The sequence below is a fragment of the Paenibacillus sp. CMAA1364 genome (genome assembly GCF_054373195.1).
This window is the reverse complement of record NZ_JBITNB010000003.1, coordinates 66,794-83,169: the sequence shown is the minus strand read 5'-3', so window position 1 is coordinate 83,169 and position 16,376 is coordinate 66,794. Positions and strand designations below refer to the sequence as shown.

At 37.9% G+C, this 16,376-nt stretch carries 18 protein-coding genes; all 18 read right to left on the bottom strand.

The genetic code is table 11. The features are described 5' to 3' along the window. Positions 1-29: 29 nt before the first annotated feature. Positions 30-341, bottom strand: a complete 312-nt coding sequence (locus ACH8E3_RS03800; protein ID WP_458631424.1) for a hypothetical protein — start codon at positions 339-341, stop codon at positions 30-32. Between the two features lie 65 nt (positions 342-406). Further along, complete coding sequence (locus tag ACH8E3_RS03795) at positions 407-1,813, bottom strand: DUF342 domain-containing protein (RefSeq protein ID WP_458631423.1); 1,407 nt, start codon at positions 1,811-1,813, stop codon at positions 407-409. Between the two features lie 54 nt (positions 1,814-1,867). Continuing rightward, positions 1,868-2,656 (bottom strand): FliA/WhiG family RNA polymerase sigma factor, encoded by a 789-nt coding sequence (locus ACH8E3_RS03790; protein WP_458631272.1) that lies wholly within the window; start codon positions 2,654-2,656, stop codon positions 1,868-1,870. Between the two features lie 16 nt (positions 2,657-2,672). Next, positions 2,673-3,086, bottom strand: coding sequence for a hypothetical protein (locus ACH8E3_RS03785; protein ID WP_458631271.1), 414 nt, complete (start codon positions 3,084-3,086; stop codon positions 2,673-2,675). 2 nt (positions 3,087-3,088) lie between these two features. Continuing rightward, entirely contained in the window at positions 3,089-3,583 is a 495-nt protein-coding gene (locus ACH8E3_RS03780) for a chemotaxis protein CheD (RefSeq protein ID WP_458631270.1), read from the bottom strand. Next, positions 3,576-4,202: a chemotaxis protein CheC gene (locus ACH8E3_RS03775; RefSeq protein ID WP_458631269.1), complete on the bottom strand. Its 627-nt coding sequence runs from the start codon at positions 4,200-4,202 to the stop codon at positions 3,576-3,578. Before ACH8E3_RS03775 ends, ACH8E3_RS03780 begins: the two co-directional genes overlap by 8 nt. Before the next feature lie 2 nt (positions 4,203-4,204). Then, positions 4,205-4,666: a chemotaxis protein CheW gene (locus tag ACH8E3_RS03770; RefSeq protein WP_458631268.1), complete on the bottom strand. Its 462-nt coding sequence runs from the start codon at positions 4,664-4,666 to the stop codon at positions 4,205-4,207. A 59-nt stretch (positions 4,667-4,725) separates the two neighbouring features. Then, positions 4,726-6,807 (bottom strand): chemotaxis protein CheW, encoded by a 2,082-nt coding sequence (locus ACH8E3_RS03765; RefSeq protein WP_458631267.1) that lies wholly within the window; start codon positions 6,805-6,807, stop codon positions 4,726-4,728. Positions 6,808-6,831: 24 nt separating this feature from the next. Further along, the gene (locus ACH8E3_RS03760) at positions 6,832-8,115 is read right to left on the bottom strand and encodes a protein-glutamate methylesterase/protein-glutamine glutaminase (protein ID WP_458631266.1); all 1,284 of its coding nucleotides are present in this window, start codon (positions 8,113-8,115) and stop codon (positions 6,832-6,834) included. A 35-nt stretch (positions 8,116-8,150) separates the two neighbouring features. Continuing rightward, positions 8,151-9,050: a MinD/ParA family protein gene (locus ACH8E3_RS03755; RefSeq protein ID WP_458631265.1), complete on the bottom strand. Its 900-nt coding sequence runs from the start codon at positions 9,048-9,050 to the stop codon at positions 8,151-8,153. Then, positions 9,047-10,426 (bottom strand): flagellar biosynthesis protein FlhF, encoded by a 1,380-nt coding sequence (flhF, locus tag ACH8E3_RS03750; RefSeq protein ID WP_458631264.1) that lies wholly within the window; start codon positions 10,424-10,426, stop codon positions 9,047-9,049. Before flhF ends, ACH8E3_RS03755 begins: the two co-directional genes overlap by 4 nt. Continuing rightward, positions 10,423-12,456, bottom strand: a complete 2,034-nt coding sequence (gene flhA / locus ACH8E3_RS03745; RefSeq protein ID WP_458631422.1) for a flagellar biosynthesis protein FlhA — start codon at positions 12,454-12,456, stop codon at positions 10,423-10,425. Before flhA ends, flhF begins: the two co-directional genes overlap by 4 nt. A 25-nt stretch (positions 12,457-12,481) precedes the next feature. Then, on the bottom strand, positions 12,482-13,570 hold the full coding sequence (flhB, locus tag ACH8E3_RS03740; RefSeq protein ID WP_458631263.1) for a flagellar biosynthesis protein FlhB: 1,089 nt from the start codon (positions 13,568-13,570) through the stop codon (positions 12,482-12,484). A 20-nt stretch (positions 13,571-13,590) separates the two neighbouring features. Continuing rightward, a complete protein-coding gene (gene fliR, locus ACH8E3_RS03735) occupies positions 13,591-14,379 on the bottom strand; it encodes a flagellar biosynthetic protein FliR (RefSeq protein ID WP_458631262.1) in 789 nt (262 codons plus the stop codon). An 11-nt stretch (positions 14,380-14,390) separates the two neighbouring features. Continuing rightward, a complete protein-coding gene (gene fliQ / locus ACH8E3_RS03730; protein ID WP_458631261.1) occupies positions 14,391-14,660 on the bottom strand; it encodes a flagellar biosynthesis protein FliQ in 270 nt (89 codons plus the stop codon). Between the two features lie 43 nt (positions 14,661-14,703). Further along, the gene (fliP, locus tag ACH8E3_RS03725) at positions 14,704-15,453 is read right to left on the bottom strand and encodes a flagellar type III secretion system pore protein FliP (protein ID WP_458631260.1); all 750 of its coding nucleotides are present in this window, start codon (positions 15,451-15,453) and stop codon (positions 14,704-14,706) included. Continuing rightward, positions 15,450-15,986, bottom strand: coding sequence for a flagellar biosynthetic protein FliO (locus ACH8E3_RS03720; protein ID WP_458631259.1), 537 nt, complete (start codon positions 15,984-15,986; stop codon positions 15,450-15,452). Before ACH8E3_RS03720 ends, fliP begins: the two co-directional genes overlap by 4 nt. 8 nt (positions 15,987-15,994) lie before the next feature. Then, entirely contained in the window at positions 15,995-16,360 is a 366-nt protein-coding gene (locus tag ACH8E3_RS03715) for a response regulator (protein ID WP_458631258.1), read from the bottom strand. Between the last annotated feature and the right edge of the window lie 16 nt (positions 16,361-16,376).

Genomic DNA, 16,376 nt, shown 5'->3' with positions numbered 1-16,376 from the left:
GTCTCCTTATGATCTGTTTATGATAATAATCAGAGAGACAGATCGATATGATGTCCCTTATAAGGGTGCTCTGCTGGTTGATGTTCAGTTTGTAATTCTTGTTGATTAGACTCTTTCGATTGTTCTTGTGACCCCGACTGTTGCTGATCTCCACCATCTCGTATTATGGAATTATCCGTTTGATCAACACTTTTACTTCGTTGTTGCAATGCGCGACTATCTTTGATTTGCTGATTTATTAAAAGAGCTTGTTCTTGAGTGGATCTCTGTTGTAATTCGTTTTGTACTCTCCCAGCTTCATGGGTTCTCGGCACAGCAATTTGTAATTCCACCGATTTCATACTCACGATATCCACCTCATTATATATATTAGAAGACCATTATTTCATTTTGTAATAGAAAAGCACTATATGTATGGAATCATGGAGATATCTCCATCTGTATAATAGAAAGTTACACGTTCACAAGAGTCTTTTACATAGCGTGTATATCTACCAATAACAATCTTAGAACCTCCATAAATGGTTCTAATCACATCGACTCTGGCTCTGTTGGTATCTTCTAAGGATTTCTCAATCTCAAGAACTCTATCTTTAGCTTCGAGAAGTGAAGTGCTCTGTGATCTCTGGGTAAGATTCAACTTTACACGCATCGCAACTTTTTCTGGTGTTAATTCTCCTGCTGATGCAAGGTGATTTAAAAGATGAAGTACTTTTTCTGTCTTCTCAATGCTTTCCATCTGTTCTTTGATTTGTTTCCGCAGATCAGTCAATTCATTTCTTAGTGTTGGCACGACGCCTACTTCTATACTCGTGACAGTAGACATAGAATTACCGACAGTTCGAACGATAACTCTTTCGCCTGCTTGTATATTTCCCCCGACGATTAAACCTTTTGTACCGTTACAAACCACATTCTTACCAGCTCTTATATCGGAATGCATGATACTTTGAGACACGATCACATCTTCCCCTGCACTCACCAATCCATCTTGAATAAAAGAACTTTTTACCTGATGTCCAGCCTTAACATATCCTTTGTTGTAACCAATAATTCCTCCGGAGATATCAATCGATCCTTCAGCATCAAGTTCCGCACCTTCCACGCCACCAATGACTCGAATATCACCAGCAGCTTTTACTCTAAAGCCACTTAATACATTCCCCCGGATGATAACGCTACCAACAAAATCAATATTCCCAACACTATAATCCACATCACCATTCACTTCATAGATTGGAAATACATTAATTTTCTGCTTATCTGTGATCGTGATCATGCCATCAATTGCGGCATATAATGCCGTTTGTTCTGCATTAACAATCACATTTTTGCCCGATTTGAACTTAACATCTTTACCTACATTAAATGAAATAACTTCATCTGTTACGGTTACGCCATTCACACCAGGTTCTGGAGGGTTTCTTTTAGCAATAATCTGACCTTTACGAACATTATTAAGATTCTTCACCTCTTTATGATCCACATTTCCTTCAATCGGTTCTGTCTTCTTTTTGTCCTTAGGATCAGATATCTGCATTAGAACTTCAATTTGGCCATCTACTCCATGTAATGGTTTCTTTCCATACGCAATCGGAGTTCTAAGTGCCTGATACCGTTCCGGACTTTCTACAATTTGTTGCAATGTATTACGGTCAATACCATACTTAACCCGTTGTTGTTGAATAAACTTTTCGAGACTTTCTACGGTACAGTTAAATTGGTCATCATGTTTTGAGAACTCTAGGTATGCGATAGTTTTATCGTCAGAAATAATAACCGACAAATAAGAACCTAACGAAATATGATCCATCAACTTTAACTCCTCCTTTTATTGTACCGGCCATAAGTATGAATCATGAATAATTTAGTTACTACCCATAAGTAGTTCTCTATTCTTCTCCAAGGTGCCTCTAAGTCTGAGGATTGCTTTGGAGTGAAGTTGAGATATTCGAGATGGCGAAAGTGACATAACTTCAGCTATTTCACTTAAAGAAAGATCCTCAAAATATAGAAGCGAGACCACTGTACGTTCTTTTTCAGTGAGTTTATCAATACCTTTAGCTAATGCTTCCTTTAGATAATGCTCATTCACCTGATTCTCAGGATTCTTTGCATTCTCGTCCACTAACATGCTTAGACGAGTCTCTGATTCTTCTTCCCTTATTGGATCTTCAAGAGAACATAAAGACATAACGGCTACTTCCTGTAGCATCGTTTGATATTCTTTTTCTGTTACACCTAAATGCTTACTCATCTCCAAATCACCAACAGATCGAAGATTACTTTGTTCTAAATATTGAAAGGCTTCTTCAATTTTCTTTGCCTTTTCTCTAACGGATCGTGGCACCCAATCCCCTTGACGTAATGAATCTAGGATCGCACCACGAACTCGCCATGAACCATAGGTTTCAAATTGAAGTCCACGCTTATAGTCAAATTTGTCAATTGCGTCTATCAGACCCATAACACCATTGCTAGCGAGGTCATCTTTAGAAACACTTTTAGGAAGACCAATAGCCAGCCGGCTAGAAACATAATCCACGATGTGTAAATGTTTTTCGATAAGCTTCTTTTTTGCTTCGATGTCGCCTTTCTCTTTCCATAACTCCCATAACTCTATGTGTTTTAATCTAGAACTTTTCTGCTCATTCAAGTGATTTCACCTCCCCTTATTTTTCTGTCAGGTGGCGGACGGCCTTAGCCAATTGCTCAGGATCTTGCCCAGAAATCAATTTCGGTGGATTTAGTGGAGCAAATCCTAGTTCGTCCGCATTAGATGAATCTGCTTTCGGCTTTAATAGTTCATTTAAATCTTCTGTGTCATTGGGTAGTGTTAGATCAAAACGTGTCCCTTTCTGATCCTCGTGAGGTTCAGCCTCTTCCGATATGTCTATATCAACAGGTTGTGTCGTCATAATGGACAGAACCCGCTTGCAAATAGTAGCAATTACGAACCAAATCACGAAAGCTATAGATGCTCTAATAAGACTTGTCATAAAAACATTATGAATAGATGACGTTACAAATGTGATAACAAAACCCAACGCACCAAGAAACAACTCAAATCGTAATTTTAATATCATCGCTACAATTCCTTTACACCCATTTGTACACTACGGATATATAATATACCTGTACTGCAATCAAGTTCAATTGTTCTACCGTAGTTACCACCAGTATCTTCCCCAATTAAGGGTATGCCTAGTTCCTCCAATTTTGCTTTGCATGATTCAGCGTTTCTAGGACCAATTCTCATCGAATCTGAATTCCCTGTAAAAGCAAACATTTGTGAACCACCAGCCATTTTGGCAACAAGATTAGACTTACGTGAACCCAGTTTTTGCAATTCCTCTAATAATGAGGGTAAAGCTGTATCTGCATACTTAGCAACGTTGATTTCACCTTCACGAGCAATAGAAGATGTAGGCAACATAACGTGGGCCATTCCAGCAATATGAAGTACAGGATCATACATCGTAAGCCCTACACAGGAACCTAAACCAGAAGTGCGGATTAGTCCTGATTGTTGAATAACGTTTAAATCAGCCATAGAAACCTTGACAATGTTTTGATCAATCATTCTCGTGAGGCACTCCTAATGATTTGAATATTTTTGAAAACGACGTAGGATCTGGTATAAGGAAGAATTGACCATCTAATTCCTTGTTATTCTCCACAAACTTTGTATCTATTAGGAGTGCATCATCACCCATTTCCCCATACTGTAACAATCCATAACTCAATATAGCACCGGCCATATCAATAGCCAACGAAGGCACTGTTGGATACATTGATAATTTGGTGAAATCAGCAAGGGATGATAGATAAGAACCGGTTAATATATTACCAATCTCATTCAGAGCAGACATTTCCATCTCATTAAAAATCTGATCATCAACCACTTCAATTCCTGCTAGGCTTCTTAACAAACCTTTCGCAGAGTCAACAGATAAAATAAAGAATAGATTACCCGGAGCATCGCCTTCAACCCTAAAGTAGATTGCAACAACGATTTGCTCAGCTCCACCCACAACATTCGCTACCTCATCAAACCCCAGAACTTTCACTTTAGGAACAGCCATATCAATTGGTTTATTTAGCAAACATGAAAGTGCAGTAGCCGCATTCCCAGCACCTATGTTACCAATCTCCTTCAGAATATCCATTTTGAATTCTTTAAAATCCTTAAAGGCATTCATCTTTATTCCTCTATACTTTCCAACTGAATGATTTCACTTTTATTTAATACTTCAGGAAGATTAAGCATGATCAAAAGACGGTCATCATTAATTTTGGCTACTCCCTCAAGATATTTAGCTTTAATTCCACCGACCACTTCTGGTGGGTTCTCAATTTGATCCTTATTTAAATCAATAACATCATTTGCTGAGTCTACGACAAAACCTACTTCCATGTCATTCACAGCAACGATAATAATACGCGTGTTTTCTGTGTATTCTGCAAGCGGTAGATTGAATCTTCCACGAAGATCAATTATTGGAATAATCACACCACGCAAGTTAATGACACCTTTTACAAAAGAAAATGTTTTGGGAACACGTGTAATCGGCAACATTCGTTCAATCGTCTGAACCTTCTCAACTTCTATACCATACTCTTCAGTTCCTAATTTAAATACGATAACTTTAATATCTTCTCCCATAACCATAACCTCCTAATAGATTCCTATAACATTTAACAAGTAAATTCATACAGCTTTCGTTATTTGATAAAGGCATTTGGATCTATAATTAATGCAACCTGTCCATCGCCAAGAATAGTCGCACCTGAAACGCCATTTACTTGAGGCAAGTATTTCCCAAGACTCTTTAATACAATTTCATTTTGCCCAATAAACTCTTGAATGGTTAATGCAGCCATACGATCGCCTTTTCGTATCACGATGATCTCTGTTTCTTCTTCCATTGTCTCATCAAAATCGGTGATATCAAATAATTGACTAAGCGATACTAACGGAATATGACTTCCACGGAATTCAATCATTTTGCTGCCGTGTACGGTACGAATCTGAGCTTTCTTAATAATGCCGGTCTCTACAATTGACGTAAGTGGAATAGCATATTTCTCTGAACCTATTTGTACCAACATTGCAGAGATGATAGATAACGTTAATGGCAATTGGACAGAGAAGTTCGTACCTTTTCCGGGAGTAGAATATATCATGACATTTCCACCCAAAGAATTAATCTTAGATTTCACAACATCTAGACCAACACCGCGACCGGATACATCAGAGATCACTTCGGCTGTACTAAATCCAGCTGCAAAGAGAAGTTGATATACTTCTTCATCTGACATAGCAGAACCCTGTTCTTCGGTTACGACACCTTTCTTTATAGCCGATTTAAGAACATTCTCACGGTAGATACCTTTTCCGTCTTCTTCAATCTCTATAAATACATGGTTACCACTATGAAAAGCACGTAAGTTAACTATTCCAACTTCCGGTTTGCCAGCAGCTAATCGGTCAGTTACAGATTCAATACCATGATCTACTGCATTTCGAATTAAATGGACAAGAGGATCACCAATCTCATCAATTACCGTACGATCAAGTTCCGTATCAGCACCCGTAATAACAAGATCAATTTTCTTGTTTAACGATTTAGCTAGATCACGAACCATCCTTGGAAAACGGTTGAACACTGTGTCTACAGGCACCATTCTAAGTTTTAACACAATATTCTGAAGATCAGAACTCACACGAGAAATATGTTCTACCGTTTCTGTTAAATCATGGCTACGCACTTCACTTGCCAGCTGCTCTAAACGAACACGGTCAATAAGTAATTCACTGAATAAATTCATAAGAACATCAAGACGCTCTATATCTACACGTATCGTACGTGAGGGATTAGCATGGCTCGTCTTCACATTATCTTTAGCATTGGCCACAGGTGCATTAGATAATTTCGGCGTATTTGTTGATACTTCATTTATTACAGAGAGTGCTTCAACTTCAGTAGTTGCTGCCATCTCCTTCGTCGCCTGATTCCCTTCTCCAATGACTTTTAAAGACTCTATATCCAATTCAACGACAACGGTCTTATCAATTTCGGACAAGTTCTTTATCATTTGTTCAATATCTTCGGGACTTGTTTGTGTTATGTAATAAAGTGAAAAGCTTCGTTCGAATTTTTCTTGTTCAATATCTTGTACAGATGGTTGTGATTTAACAACTTCTCCATACCCCTCCAACAAATTGAAAGCCATATAAGCTCTGACAGCTTTAAGTTGGCAATCTTCACGTATGAATACTTCCATGTAAAGTACACGGTGACCTTCCGCTATAGATTGTTGTAGAACAGAATACTGAAACTCATCCAATTGAATGGACTGATTAATAACTTGGGTTGATTCTTGTGTATTGGCGGAACTACTATCCCCATGATTTGAAGGTACCTCTCCACGAACAATAGCTTGTAATGCGGATACTATATCGGTTACATCAGATTTCCCTTCGCCACCGTTTGTGATATCTTCAACCATCGATTCAAGAGCGTCCAAACTTTTAAATAGCGTATCAAATATGAAATCTTTCATAGCAAGTTTCTCATTACGAACCAAATCCAGAACGTTCTCCATTTGGTGTGTCAGTGATGCAAGATCCTCGTAACCCATCGTTGCTGCCATGCCTTTAAGTGTATGTGCTGATCTAAAAATAACCTGGACTATACTTAAATCATTTGGACTACTCTCCAATTCAAGCATCTTTTCATTTAACGATTGTAAATGTTCATTTGACTCATCAATAAACATCGATAGATATTGATTCATGTCCATAGTGATGCACCTCCCTTTTAAATTCTATCCATTGGTTTTCAGTGTTCGCATAAGTTGCGATGGAATCTCTTGAAGTGGCAAGATATGTTTGACGCAGTTTAATTCAACAGCAGATCGAGGCATACCATACACAACACACGTTTCTTCACTTTCAGCATAGGTATCAATCACTCCAGATTGTGTTAAACGCTTCATTGCTTGTGCACCGTCACTTCCCATACCTGTCAGAAGAACCACATGACGTTGTAATGATCCAAATGGAATCAACGAGTCAAACATTACTTCGACAGAAGGTCTATGTCCATTTCGAGCTCCTTCTTCTGTCAAAGCAATCTCGTAACGGCCTTCACCTGTATCCATAATCTTCATTTGATAACCACCAGGTGCAATATAAGCACAACCTTTATTCAACACCATGCCATGTTCACCTTCCATGACTTCAAGTTCACTAAACGTATTCAATCTTTGTGCCAGTGATTTGGTGAACTTTGGTGGCATATGTTGCACAATAACTATAGGTGCTGGCAGATCAGCGGGTATCCGTTCCAAGAAACTCTTCAAAGCCCTTGGACCACCCGTTGAACAACCAATAGCGATCAAATGATCGAAACTATGGGATCTCCCCTCTGATTGCCTAATTGGTTTCGCGGGAGATTGATGAGTACGCTTAGATGTAAGTGTCAATTTAGATTCTATAATCTTATCATTCATTATAGCATTTCGTGTCGAATCTTTATATTTCTTATCTGTTTTTAGTAGAATATCTTTCTTCTCAGATAATATGCTTTTATGAGTAACTTCGTCCTTTTCAGGTGAAACAACTATCTTTTTTATTTGTTCATTTGATTTTATTTTTATCTTTTTCTCGAATCTAGCTAGTTCCTCAGCTTGTCTTACAGCCCTTCTTGCGATGGCATGCATAGCCGCATTCATTTTCTCAAGCAATACTTCTGCAACCTGCACAATATCATTTGAAGCATTCACAGATGGTTTTCGAATAAAGTCAAATGCTCCAGACTCTAAAGCTAGAATGGTTTCTCTTAAACCTTCTTCATTGATACCCGATACCATAATAATAGGTACATTATTATCTTTCATGATAATCCTTAATGCTTCTAATCCATTCATTTCAGGCATCTCTACGTCCATCGTAACAATGTCTGGTGTTAAGTCTTCGACTAATTGTATTGCTTCTAGTCCGTTCTTCGCCGTTCCTACCACTTTAAATGAAAGATCTTTTTCGATTAAATCCGTTATAATCTTTCTCATAAAAGGAGAATCATCCACTACAAGCACCTTGTATTGCATAATAGTTATACCTCCCTCCATTATTTACAGGAGAATCATTTTGTACGTTGAAGCCACCTATGCATAAATCCCTTGATTCCTGTCAATGTATCTACACCGGTTGTGCTTGGTGTATGGGTATAATATTTAGTAAGACGCTGAATATCTTTTGAGGCAGCGCTATTAGGAAATGCGACGGTATAAGGAACTTGTTTCTTCACTGCTTGAACAACATGTGAATCGTCATGAATATACCCTAACATGGGAATTTCAATATCCAGAAACTTTTTTGCTGCTAATTTAATTTTGTTTGCTGTAAATGTAGCTTCCACTTCATCGTCTACTCGATTAATGACCATCTGATAGGAGACATTTGCGTTGATACCATGAACGACTTTTATTAATGCATAAGCATCTGTTATGGAAGTGGGCTCAGGTGTGGTGACAACAATACATTCATCGGCAGCTGTTATAAATTGAATATTAGCAGTCGATAACCCTGCACCCGTATCAAAAATAATATAGTCCGTTTCATTTGCCACTTCTTCTATCTGTGCCGTGAAATAATGAATATCATGTTCTGATAGCGATACGAGATCAGCCATACCAGAACCACCTGAGATATATTTCAATTTATGTGGACCTACTGCAATAATCTCGTGAATATTCTTTTCGCGACTGAGTAGATGATGTAGATTGTATTTCGTAGAAGTGCCCATTAAAACATCGATATTTGCCATACCTATATCTGCATCAAATATTAATACTTTTTTACCTAAAGATAGTAAGGAAAGTGCAAAATTCAACGTGAAGTTTGACTTTCCTACCCCTCCTTTACCACTGGAAACAGTAATGACTTTTGCCGTTCGTGTATTCGTTTTTAGTAACTTTTCATCATCTCGTGTTTTCTCTCGGTTATAAATGAGATTTCTTAAGGCATCCGCTTGATCTTTCATAACTTATCCCCAGGTACGTCAAGCAATAGGTTCACTATCCTTTGTTCACTAGGTAATATCAGATCATCTGGAACATTCTGTCCATTCGTCAAATAGGACAGGTGGATCGGGAAATGGTAGATCAAATTAAAAATGGAACCATAGCTACCTGTTTCGTCCAGCTTGGTAAAGATCACTTTATCCAATCCATATTCACTGAAGTGTTCTGTTATCTTAATCATATCTTGGGCTTTGGAGGTTAGACTTAGCACAAGGTAGGTTTCGCTATTAGCTCCAAGTGAGAATAAACTCTGAAGTTCGGCTACTAATAATTCATTTCGAAAATTTCTGCCCGCAGTGTCCATGAGTATAAGATCACAATAACCAAGTCGCTCCATCGCACGTTTAAGATCAACTGGTGATTGAACCACCTCTAGCGGGATATTCAATATAGATGCATAGGTTCTAAGTTGCTCAACCGCAGAAATTCGATACGTATCTGATGTTATCAATCCCACTTTGCGATGGTGTTTAAACAATTGTTCCGCAGCTAGTTTGGCTATCGTCGTTGTCTTTCCAACACCGGTAGGTCCAGCTATATACACAATTTTGGTGTCTTTACCAATTCCACCACCCAAACGATTCGTTAGGAACGATGTTGCTTTGTCTTGAATAAAATCCTTAAGTTCAACATCACTTAACTCTCTTCCATGGTTATCCCAATATTGGTAAGCATCATGTATCCATTCTTCTATCAGTTGAGGATCTAATTCTTGCTGTATTAAATGGTCTTGTAGCTTCTCCAATGATTCGGGTAATTGTTGCTTGGCCATGGATTGTTTTGATATCTTGGCCATCCATAATTTCATCTCTTTAATTTCTTTCAGAAGTTGATCATCGGAAGTCAACTTGCGATACAGAATCTCTTCCTCGTCATCTTTTAATGAGATCATCGGAAGTGTATCCTTTACCTTTACTGCATCATATACTACGGGTTCCCCATTTGAAGTTCTAGTTGCTTTCACGGGAACAGATGGAGTCTTGATCGTTGCTTTAAGAATATCATTTGTTCTTTGATATGCCTCTGGAACAGCTCTAACCGGGATGCTTAAGGACGGTGCTCTTGTGTGAACCGCCGTATCTACGTTGTTATTAGCCAATGTTGGACTATCTTGTCTGTTTATTAATGAATTCGAGCTTTCTTTACTTGTAGGCTGGGCTTGAGCGTCCTTTTCTACTGCAGCAATCACTTCAATCTTTTTCTTTTGAAACATCCCAAGAAATCCACCAACCTTTAATTCTTTCGTGCTAAGAATGACGGCATCACTACCTAAATCTACACGAATGCGTTGCATGGCTTCTGGCATATGATCGACAATGTAGCGTTTCACTCTCATAGATTCACCACTCCAACACTTTGTATTTCTACATTTGGTTCCAATTCACTGTAAGAAAGGACCGGTATGTCTTGCATACTTCGATCAATCACCTGACGTAAATACATTCTTATTGTTGGCGATGTTAAGAAAATAGGTTGTTGTCCAGATTGTAACAATCGATTAATCTGCTCATTCAACTTCTGATATACTGTTTGAGCAGATACAGGATCCAGAGCTAGATAACTACCTTGTTCTGATTGTTGTACACTTTCTGAAATCTTCTTCTCTAGCGTAGGTCCAACGGTGATTACTTTGAGAGTCTCACCTTTTTGTGAATATTGTTGTGTGATTTGTCGAGACAAGGATTGCCTCACATACTCTGTTAGAACATCAGGATCTTTCGAGTATGTCCCACAATCAGCTAATGTTTCAAAAATAGTCACTAAATCACGAACAGAGATCTTTTCACGCAGTAACTTAGCCAACACTTTTTGAATATCACCCACCGACAGAACGGAAGGAATAAGTTCATCAACAAGTACAGGGTAACTTTCCCTTAGATTGTCTATTAATGTACGAGTTTCTTGACGACCAAGTAATTCATGCGCATGTTTCTTAATTAATTCAGTTAAATGTGTTGCTACGACAGAAGGTGGATCCACAACGGTATAACCCGCTAGTTCAGCACGTTCCTTCGTAATTTCATCAATCCATAGTGCTGGGAGCCCAAATGCAGGTTCTAAGGTCTCGATTCCAGAGATCGATTCATCATCATATCCTGGACTCATAGCCAAATAGTGATTTAGTAATAATTCACCGCCACCAACTGTATTTCCTTTAATTTTTATGATGTATTCATTCGGTTTTAGTTGAATATTGTCGCGAATTCGGATAACTGGGACAACAAGTCCTAGTTCAAGTGCACATTGCCGTCGAATCATGATGATTCGATCCAGTAAATCCCCACCTTGTTGTGTATCCGCTAAAGGAATGAGTCCATATCCAAATTCAAATTCTATAGGATCTACCTGTAGAAGATTAATGACACTTTCTGGGCTTCTTACTTCTTCAATCTGTTGTTCTTCTTCCATCTGTTCATCAGATAATAACTTTTTACTTTCGTTTTTCTCCATATTTCTAGCTGCTAAAGCTAATATAAGAGCTATGGGTAACGTTGAAATGATATTAATTGGCGTAAAGAAGCCAAGCATTGCAATGGTTCCTGCGACAATATATATCAACTTAGGATATGCAAACAATTGTTTCGTTAAGTCTGCAGCCAAGTTCCCATCTGAAGAAGCTCTTGTTACGATTAAACCTGCAGCTGTTGAAATAAGTAGTGCTGGAATCTGACTTACAAGGCCATCACCTATAGTAAGTATAGAATATGTAGAAATAGATTCACCAAAGGACATGCCATGAATCGAAATACCAATAATAAATCCACCAACTAAGTTGATGATTAATATGATAATACTTGCAATTGCATCCCCTTTAACAAACTTACTGGCTCCGTCCATAGAACCATAAAAATCTGCTTCACGCTCTACCTTACTGCGTCGTTCTCTTGCTTGATTCTCATTGATTAATCCTGAATTCAGATCTGCATCAATGCTCATCTGCTTCCCGGGCATTGCATCTAGCGTGAATCTAGCGCCAACCTCTGCTACACGCTCAGATCCCTTAGTGATAACTATAAATTGAACAACCACTAAGATTAAGAAGACAATGAATCCAATAGCTACCTGTCCTCCTGCAATCCAACTACCGAATGTCGCAACTACCTCACCTGCCTCACCGTGCATAAGAATCAACTTCGTTGTTGATACGTTTAATGCAAGTCGGAATAATGTTGTAATCAGTAGAATAGATGGGAAGATAGAGAATTCTAACGCTTCTTTCGTATTCATCGAGATCAACAAGATCATCAGTGCAAGTGAGATGTTAATGACAAGTAAAATATCTAGTAGCCATGCCGGGATTGGAAGAATCATCATGAGGACAATACCGATCACTCCTGATAGGACAGCGATATCTCTAATTTTCAACGGTCTCATTCCTCCAATCCCACAATTATTTAGTATTACCTTTTAATTTATATACATAGGCCAGTATTTCGGCCACGGCCTGAAACAAATCAGCTGGAATGGAATCTCCAATCTCCGCTCTTTGATAAAGCGCGCGAGCCAAAGGCTTATTTTCCATAGTTATAATTGCATGTTCCTTAGCAATTTCTTTGATTCTAAGAGCCACATAGTCCTGACCTTTAGCAATGATCGTAGGAGCCTCCATATTGTTTGCATCATATTTCAATGCAATCGCAAAGTGAGTAGGGTTCGTTATCACAACATCTGCCTTTGGAATTTCCTGCATCATTCGTTGCATGGCCATTCTGCGCTGACGTTCTCTAATTTTACCTTTAATCAATGGATCTCCTTCTATGTTCTTGTATTCATCTTTAATATCTTGCTTAGACATCTTTATACTTTTCTCATGTTCATATTTTTTGAAAATATAGTCTAGAACTGATAAAATAAAGAGTGCAATTGCTACCTTTATGCCTAGATTAATACTTAATTCCGCCATAAAGAGTAAAGTGTTCTCAATGTTCCGTTGTGAGAGCGAAGCAATTTCAACTCTACTATTCCATAAAGTGCTGTACACTAGATATCCAATAATCGTTAGTTTCAGGATGGACTTTGCAAATTCAACAACCGACTTCATCGAGAATATGTTTTTCAATCCTTTAAGTGGATTAATATTACTGAATTTCATTTTGAGTGAATCACCAGACAATAAAAAACCAACCTGCATAAGATTAGCTACAAGGGCCATGATGAATACGGTTATGAACAAAGGGGCTAGCAGTATTAATATCTGCAAACCATATTGCCTAAATATCATCATGACATTATTAATCGTAACCTCAGTGTTTAACCTATTAAGAAATATATCTTTATACAAATGCACGAAATTATCCTTGAAATATCCACTTAACATCATTAGACATAAAAACGCAGACAATAGGGTTACGGCACCAGCAACATCTTGACTTTTGGCTACTTGCCCTTTTTTTCGGCTATCTTGGCGTTTTTTAGGTGTTGCCTTCTCTGTCTTCTCACCAGCAAATAACTGCAAATCCAAGGGATACCTAAAGGACAATTTCCTTTCCCCCAAGCTTATCAATTTGGTTTGTCTCCAATAATACCCATCAAGTTGTATAGGGATTCAAACATAATCTCAAATAGATTTCCAAAAACATATGAAAAACTAGGGACTATTAACAACAGCATGGCCAACCCTAGAAATATTTTTATAGGAATACCGATGACAAAAATATTAAATTGAGGTGCAGTTCTTGCCAAGAACCCAAGACCCACATCCGTCAAAAAGAGAGCGACAACTAATGGTGCTGCCATTTGAAAAGCTAACACAAATGATTGAGCAAATGTTCTAATTAAAAACTCTGAAATGCTACCACTATGAATTTCCACAAATAAATCATTTGTAATTGGTATCCATTCGTAACTTTCGGTTATAGCTTGAATCAATTGCAAATGACCATTCATACTCAGAAATAGAAGCATGGCAATCATATATTTGAAATTACCAAGCATCGGTACCGAGGTGCCTGTCATGGGATCAAGCACGTTAGCAATACCAAAACCAATCTGTATATCTATGAATGAACCGGCTGTTTGAATGACCGTAATCATTAAATATGCCACAAAACCAAGAAGTAATCCGACCATAACTTCACTGACAATGAGCAATACATAGGTCATATCTTCAACAATTGTCTGATTTATACCATAAGTTAAGTAAATCAATATACTCATAAAAAAAGACAATCCAATTTTAAAAGTGTTAGGAACACCCTTTGAAGAAAACACTGGTGCAACAACAAAAAAAGAGGTAATTCGACAAAGGATAAGCAAAAAAATAGGGAAACCCTGCGTTATTAATTCCATTGACATTCAGCCTAACCGATATATTTGTATAAATTGTCTAATATATTAAAGGTAAAGTCCACAAGGGTTGTTAAAATCCAGGGACCGAACAACAATAGTGCTAACAAAACGGCTACGATTTTCGGAACAAAAGCAAGGGTCTGCTCTTGAATCTGAGTGGTGGCTTGAAATATACTAACAATCAGACCAACACCCAGTCCTAACAACAGCATGGGTGCACTCACTTTTAAGGCGGTAAAAACCGCTTGTCCAGCCAGTCCAATTATAAAATTCGTACTCATGACTGACCTCCCTTAAAGACTATACGCATCTAGTAATTTTACATCAATTAAAACTAAAGAGTAGTGACTTCACTACTAAATACCAACCATCTACTAACACAAAGAGTAGAATCTTAAAAGGGAGTGCAATCATGACGGGTGGTAACATCATCATACCCATAGCCATCAATGTACTCGCTACAACGATATCTATTATCAGAAAAGGAATAAAAACTAAAAATCCCATTTGAAAGGCTGTCTTCAATTCACTAATAGCAAAAGAAGGAACCAATACCGTTAAAGGTATATCACTATATGTAGCTGGTTTTTCCATCTTGGAATAATCCATGAACAACAATAAGTCTTTCTCACGTGTATATTTAAACATAAACTTCTTCATTGGGTCAGACGCCTTCTGTAGTGCTTCAGTCTGTGTGATCTCACTTTTCAAATAAGGCTGAAGTGCAACTTCATTGATCGATGAGAATGTAGGAGCCATGACAAACAATGTCATGAATAGTGCTAAACCTACAAGCACTTGGTTTGGTGGCATCTGTTGGGTTCCCAGTGATGTTCTTACAAAACCAAGAACAATTACAATACGGGTAAAACTAGTCATTAACACCATTATTGCAGGAGCAATACCAATAATAGTAATGAGAAGCAATACTGACAAAGAGCTTGTGTTAGGTGCCCCGTCAGCATTACCAATCTGGATATCAAGATTAGGAATAGGATCAGCAAATGCCGTAGATACGGATATGATACTAACCATCCCTATTAACAAACAAAGTAACATGACTTTTTGTCTCATAGATCCCTCAACCGATCTGTATTATTATCCTCACGAAGTAACTCTTCCATTTTCTCTTTTCGATTAGACATTCTACGAACCTTAGAGTCGAATACTTCATGAAAGGATACGTCATTTTCAAGTATCTCTTCAGATACCTTTTCATCTTTTCTAAATTTACCCACTAACTTTCTTATATAAGGTGTCAGTAGATTTCCTCTACCATCTGCTTCTTCCTGCAACGCTGCCAATATTGTGGCTACTTCATTAGGATCAGATATTTTGTCAATCAGACTAATATCTTCACCTACGCCGATTAAGTAAACACTATTTCCAATTTCGATCACTTGGAGTGTTTTACTTGGTCCAATCCCAACTCCACCTAGAATACGGATCATGGGGTTGCTGAACCAGGACTTATTCTTAGATCCAAGGAATCGGATCAGTAGAATAATGAGTGTCACAATAACTGCTAGAATAACGATAACATATACTAAATTCAAACCGTAGTTTACCGTATCGGCAGGACCTGTAGGGACATTGGTACTAGGCATAGCTTGACCTAAATTCCTAAAGTTTTATTAATCGCTTCAACTACACGATCAGATTGGAATGGTTTAACGATAAAGTCTTTTGCTCCAGCTTGAATGGCATCAATAACCATAGCTTGTTGACCCATCGCAGAACACATAATAACTTTAGCAGCAGGATCAATTTTCTTGATTTCTTTAAGTGCTGCAATTCCATCCATCTCAGGCATTGTAATGTCCATTGTAATCAAATCAGGTTGCACTTCTTTAAATTTCTCAATAGCTTGTGCACCATCCGCTGCTTCCCCTACAACTTCAAAACCATTCTTTGTTAAAATATCTCGAATCATCATTCTCATAAAAGCTGCATCATCCACGATAAGAATACGATTTGCCATTTAATAAAATCCTCCC